Origin of the sequence: Paraburkholderia sediminicola, assembly GCF_046027825.1 — a bacterium.
GTDB lineage: Bacteria > Pseudomonadota > Gammaproteobacteria > Burkholderiales > Burkholderiaceae > Paraburkholderia > Paraburkholderia sediminicola_D.
The window spans coordinates 119832-126060 of the sequence record NZ_JAQQDU010000017.1 but is presented as its reverse complement, the minus strand read 5'-3'; the positions used below and the strand labels follow the sequence as shown (position 1 = coordinate 126060).

The following is a 6229-nucleotide window of genomic DNA, read 5'->3' as shown; positions in this document are numbered from 1 at the left end:
CCCCCCCCCCCCCCCCCCCCCCCCCCCCCCCCCCCCCCCCCCCGCCGCTTTCTTTGCTTATCTTTCTTTGCGGCGGCAAAGAAAGTAAGTGCCGCCCCGCACAGGGGCAACACTAATAGACCAATAAGAAATCAAGGAAAGGCCAACGCCGCAGGCAAACAACCGAACAAGCGCCGCGCAGGCAAAAACCCAAGCAAAGCCCAACGCCGCCTGCCAAAGGCAAAAAACTAGTTCGATAACGACAAATAAGGCGAACTGAGCGGCACAGGCGGGAACGGCTGCAACCCCGTCTGCTTACTAAAGCTATACCTCACATAAACAGCCGCGAGCCACTCGCGATATTCATAAGCATTGCCGAGCGACGCAGTCGCCCCAAACGCCAACTGCGGCGCCAGTTGATATTCCCCCACCGCGCTAAGCGAATAAGAAACCCCGGTCTTACTCTGCCCAGGATAAACCGCATTGCTATCCACACCCGTGCCGATGAAATTCGCTTGCCTCGCCGCGTCACCCTGGAGGTTGGCATCGAGCGGGAAGTAATTCGACGCATCCTGACGATAATGCTGCACGCCGATCGACCCCTTCACGTCATAGGTAAACGGACCATTGCGCCCAGTCCACTCCACCGGCAGATTCAGGATCATGTACTGCTGCGGACTGAAGTACCCGCCCTGACCATACGTGAAGTACGACAGGTTCTTGTTATAGGACATCAGTGTCGTATTCACACCAATAGTCAGCGTCTGATCAACATCCTTCACGAGGCGCGTGTAGACACCGCCGCCGCCTTTGACTGCGTTATTGCTTTCGACGTGATAGCCCATGTAGTGCTGGTACGCAGCGTTCACATACAGGCCGTTGGTGCCGTCATCCCATGCAAGGCTGGCGAGGCCGCCGTTGGAGGTGACGCCGCCCCACTCAAGGCCGGAACCCGAGTCGCGAGCGCCCGCATACGACAGCAAGCTATCCGTCACCGCGCGGCGTGCGACGGCCAGCGAATACGACACCTTGTCAGTAATGGCACCGTTGTATTGGGCCCCGCCGACGATCGTCTTCTCGGGGAAACCAAGCGGCGTCACGCCGATATCGCCACTATAGCTGCGGGCTTCGTAGCCGAGCGACAGACCCACGCCGCTGGCGGTCTGGCTGCCATAGGTGTTGTTGCCCGCAATCGCCGCCGTCGCAGACGTGCTATTGGACAGCCCCGCGCCAAATCGCGCGAGCGTCGAGAGATTGCCCGACGCGGTGCCGGCATCCAGCGTCACCGGGGTCGCCGTCACGACGATATGGCCGTTGCCGGCCTTGATACGCCCCTGAATGGGCGCTTCGATATCGGTGAGCGTCGACAGGCCATCTTCGCCATCACGGTTGCGGAATACGATCCCGCCCGACACGGTGCTCGCCTGCTCGCGATTGACCTGCGCCAGTTCTTCAGCCACGCCGAGCGTCTGCGTGTTGGCCACGTTCGGCTGCGCATAGTTGCCGCCATTGCCGTTCGCGCCGGGTTGTTGGGGGTAATACGGCTGCGCATAACCGGTCGGCGGCTGCGGAATGTACGGTTGCTGTTGCTGCGCGTAATAGCCCGAGCCCTGATTCGCATACGGCTGATAAGGCTGCAGACCGTAAGCCTGCTGCGGCGGAGACGGTTGATAAGGTTGCTGCGCGTAGCCCTGTTGTTGCTGCGGATAAGGTTGCTGGCCGTAGTAGGGCTGCTGCTGCGGATAGCCTTGGCTCTGCCCATACGGCGCCTGTGCATAGGCTTGCGCGTTGCGGTTGCTCTTCGAAGCGCTTTGCTTCTTGCTGGTCGTGTGTTTCGTGGTCGTGGTCGAGCCCGTGTAACGCGGCTGTTGCATCGAACCCGCATTGGCTTGCGCTTCGCGTGCCGCGGGCGACATCGGCCACGGCGTGGCCGCATAGCCGTCCGGCGCCTGCTGCTGATATTGCCCTTGTTGAGGATACCCACCTTGTTGCGGGTAACCGGCCTGCTGCTGCGGGTAGCCCGCCTGCTGCGGATAACCGCCGTTGTACTGCTGTTGTGGCGCCTGCTGCATCTGCGGCTGGCCTTGACCCGGATACGGCTGCAACGGCGCGCCCGACTGGCTCGACCCGTTGGTCTCCTGACCGTAGCCACCCGTATTGGCGCCGGGACGCGGCGCGTTATAGGGAACGGCGGTGGGCGCGGCGTTCGGCGCGGCGTTTGGCGAATACGGCTGCGTGGGCGCCGTATAAGGCGCGACGTAAGGCGCGGGCTGCGAGGGAGGCGGATAGTTCGGCACGGTCTGTGACGGCAAGGAGGACTGCGAGTACGGAAGCGAAGCGCGCGCGGCATTGAAGCCGCTCTGGCCAGGCAGGGCGTTGTCGGCGTCGGTCGGTGAGACCGTTGCGGTTTTGCCTTCGAAAGGATTGGTGCCCGGCAGCGGCGTCGCGCCGATCCGGCGCATCGCGACTTCCCAGCCGCGCGGCACGTTGCTCGGGGCATTGGCGCGTGGCGCATTGGCCATCAGCGGCGTATTGGCGGCGACCAGCGAGCGCTGCAGATAAGTCGAGGCGAGCGACAGCTTGCCTTCGGCGCGATACATGCGGCCGACCGTCGCCAGCACGCCCGGGTCGCCCGGCGCCGCAGCGAGCGCCTGATTGGCGAGCGATTCGGCGTAGCTGAACTGTTTCGCACCGACCGCGGCAGGAATCGTCGCTTGCAGCAGGTTCAGGTCGTCAGGCTTGCGCTGCAGCGCGACGCGGTAACTGGCGAGCGCATTGCGGTCGTCGCCGGCACTGGAATAGAGGCGGCCGAGGGCGGCTTGCAGATCGGGATTGTCGGGCATCGCGGCAAGCCAGGGCGCGATCACGTCATAGGCGCTGGCGAGGTCGCCGCGCTGACGCACCGTATCGCACTGCTTGATGACGATCCCCAGATTCAGGTTGCCGAAATCCGTGCGTTGCTGCGGCGTCAACTGCATCGAGGCGAGGCGTCGCATCACCATGCCGAGTTCAGCTTCCTGCTGCGTGGCGGACAGAATCCCCGCGTATTGCAGCAGCAAATCGGTGTTGCCGGGCGCGGCGTTCATCGCGCTGCGCACGAGACTCAACGCGCGATTCGTGTCGCCGACCTGCTGATATCCGGTGGCGATCACGCCAATCAGTTCGGGGCTGTTGCCCGCGACCGGTTCGGCCGCGTACAATGTCGCCAGCGCTTGTTGCGACTGCCCGTTGCGCGCCATCCGCGTCGCGAGGTCGGCCTGCTGATGCACCCACAGCCGGTGCTGCAAGGTCGTCATGGCGTCGGTGCGTTGTGCGACCGGAATCCGTTCGAGTTGCGCGAGACCGGCTGCCCAGTCCTGCGTTTCCGCCGACAGCAACGCGCTCGCATAGAGCGCGTCGGTCATGTCGGGATGCGCGGCGAGCAGGCCGTCCATCATGCTGCGCGCATTCGCCACCGCCCCCTGGCGCACGTAAATGCGCGCGAGGTCGAGGCGCAGCCAGGGATCGTCGGGATTGTTCAGCAGCGCGTCTTCGAACAGGCTGCGCGCGCTGCCGAGATCGCCGCGCGCTTCGGCCGCGCGCGCCTGCGCCGCCTGCGCTTCGCCGCGCAGACGGTTGATGCCGCCGGCCTTCGATTGTTGTTCGCTGTTCAGTTGATTGGCGAATTGCAGCGCTTCGTCGCCACGGCCTTGCGCGGCGAGCGAGCCGACGAGGCCGCGAATCGCATCGGGATTGTCGGCTTGGCGGCGCAGCGCCATCCGGTAGGCCTGCTCCGCGCCGACCGGGTCGCCGTTCGACAGCAGCATTTCGCCGAGCAGCACCTGCGCGGTGACGTCGGACGGATTCAACGCGATCGCGCGTTCGAACAGCGACTTCGCCTTCGCGAATTCGCCATTGCTGCGCGCGCCGATGGCGTCGCTGGTATAGGTCCAGTAGGTCGCGCTATCGAGCGCGGATTTCCAGCGCGCAGGATTGCCGCTGCGCGACGCGCGTTCCAGATAGTTGCGCGCTTCGGCGAATTTTTCCTGCTTCAACGCGGCGATACCCATGCCGCCGAGCGCGTCGGTGTCGTTCGGATTATTCGCCAGGACTGACGAAAACTTCGCGCGCGCGGTGCCGAGGTCGCCACGATCGAGCGCGGCGAAGCCGTCGGCGATGGTGCGGCCGCGGGCGTCGACGGCGGCATTTTCCTGGGTGCGATCGCGGGCCGCCTTGTCCTGCTGAACCATCGACTCGAAGCGTGCCTTGACCGCGGCGTCGTCGGGTGCACCTTGCAGATACGCTTCATACATCGCGGCATCGGAAGGCCGTGCGTCGAGCCACAACAGCGCCTGCCGCCAGCTCTTTTTCGCCGACGCGCCGACCGTGCTGTCCGCCGCCAGCTTCTGCAGGCGCGCGATACCATCGCGGCGCGTCACATCGCGATAGGTCAGATGCTGTGCGTAGGCGAGGGCGTAGCGCGGGTCGTCGGGGTTGTCGCGCGCGAGCTGTTCGAGGCCGCGGCGCGCCTGATCCCAGCCTTGCGGCGTGGCCGACAGCGCCTGGTAATACTCGAGTTGCAGTTCGGGCGTGGCCGGCTTGCCGTTCAACGCGCGCTGATACTCCTCGACCGCACTCGCGCTTTGACCGCTTTGCGCAAGCCGCCGTGCGTCGTTGACGGTCTGGTCACGCACGCTCGATTCGCCAAGACGCCGGCCCAGTTCGTCCAGATTCGGATAGGTCGGCGCGACCGCCTTCAGACGCGCGAGATATTGCTGTGCGCCCGCGCCGTCCTTGCGGTCGGCGAGCACCATGCCCATGCCGAAGAGCGCATCGGGCTGCTTCGGATCGATGCGCAATACTTTCTGCCACGCCTGCTCAGCGAGGTCGCCGCGGTGATGCGCTTGCCAGTACTTGCCCTGATCGATCAGCACGCTCAAGGGATCTTTCGATGCCTGCGCCAACGCGTCAGGCGAAGCCGTCGCTACGCAGCAGACGGCCGTGAGGCTCAGCGCGAACCGCAATGAAAACGCGAGGGCGCTCAATCGCATGCATTTCTCCAACTCGGCACGAGACGGCCGGCTTCGTCGAAACGATAGCGGCCGTCGATGAATCCGGTGCCGAACAAGCCCAGCACACGATCGTAATAAACAGGGTCGCGGCCCGGCACGCTGCTGTCGAGCACAGCGAGATGGGTGCGGGCGAGACCGAGGCCGCGTTCGTCGCCGAGCGCCTTGAAGTACGGTGCGAGTGCGCCCCAGTAACTCAACGGTCCTTCGCCGCCCGCCGCGCCGGTGGTCGATGAGACCTTCTCGGGCGGAATGCCGGTTTGCGCCACCTTCGCGCGCATGCCGCCGAGCGCAGCGAGCCAGGGTTTGGCGAGCGGATCGGCGGGCGAGGTTAGGCCGGCCCACAGATAGACGCGGATCGCGTCATAGCTGCCGGTGTCGCCTTCTTTGGGATCGACCACGAACTGGCCGTTCTGCCACGCTGCCCAGTCGGGGGCAAAGCCCTGCGGCGCGGTGGTCTTGATCATCTTGAAGGCGCTGTCGGCGAGCTTCGGCCACGGGCCGTTCGGCATGTCCTTCGCAAGTGCGCGGACTACCGGCAAGGGCAGATAGCTCGGATTCAGGCGCGTCACGCCGCCATTCCTGAAGCCCTGCGGTCCGGGCAGCAGCATCGGGCCGACGCCTGGCAACGTGGTCATTTCCTGGCGAGCGATTTGTGCGGCGAGCGCCGCACCGAGTTGCGTATAACTTGCCTCATGCCATAGGCGGCCGGCTTGCAGCAGATCGTAGGCGATCCACAGGTCGGAGTCTGACGCGGAATTCTGATCGAGTACGCCGTATGAGCCGTCCGGCTTCTTGCCCCAGAGCCACGACGGCAGCCGCACGTTCTGCGGATCGAACTGGTTGCCCGCCAGATTGGTGCGGGTCCAGTTGAGCAAGCGGTCGAAGGTTGCGCGGTCGTTCGCGACCAGCGCGAAGAACATGCCGTACGACTGGCCTTCCGAGGTGGTTTTCAGTTCCGGCGACGAGTAGTCGATCACGCGGCCGTCAGCCTGCACGAAGCGTTCGACGAATATACGGTATGCCGGCCAGTCGGTGCCGCACTGGCCCGGCTGGCCGGGTTGACCAGGCGTTGGCGTGGTCTGGGCCACCTTGGTGAGTCCGGTCAAACTCGCGGCAATACCCGTGGTCGCTGCAACGGCAAGGCCCAAGCCAAGCCCGAGCGTCAGCGCCACGCGTGTTTTATTGGTTTGATACCGCAT

The 6229-nt window shown here is 64.8% G+C and carries 2 protein-coding genes; both read right to left on the bottom strand.

From position 1 onward, the window contains the following. Window positions 1-227 precede the first annotated feature (227 nt). Window positions 228-5009, bottom strand: a complete 4782-nt coding sequence (locus PQQ96_RS12390; protein ID WP_408291971.1) for a cellulose synthase subunit BcsC-related outer membrane protein — start codon at window positions 5007-5009, stop codon at window positions 228-230. Continuing rightward, window positions 5000-6229, bottom strand: coding sequence for a cellulose synthase complex periplasmic endoglucanase BcsZ (bcsZ, locus tag PQQ96_RS12385; protein ID WP_408291969.1), 1230 nt, complete (start codon window positions 6227-6229; stop codon window positions 5000-5002). Before bcsZ ends, PQQ96_RS12390 begins: the two co-directional genes overlap by 10 nt.

Coding starts and splice junctions, on each gene's coding strand:
- PQQ96_RS12390 (WP_408291971.1), bottom strand. CDS start 5,009: ATGCGATTGAGCGCCCTCGCGTTTTCATTGCGGTTCGCGCTGAGCCTC.
- bcsZ (WP_408291969.1), bottom strand. CDS start 6,229: ATGCGGTATCAAACCAATAAAACACGCGTGGCGCTGACGCTCGGGCTT.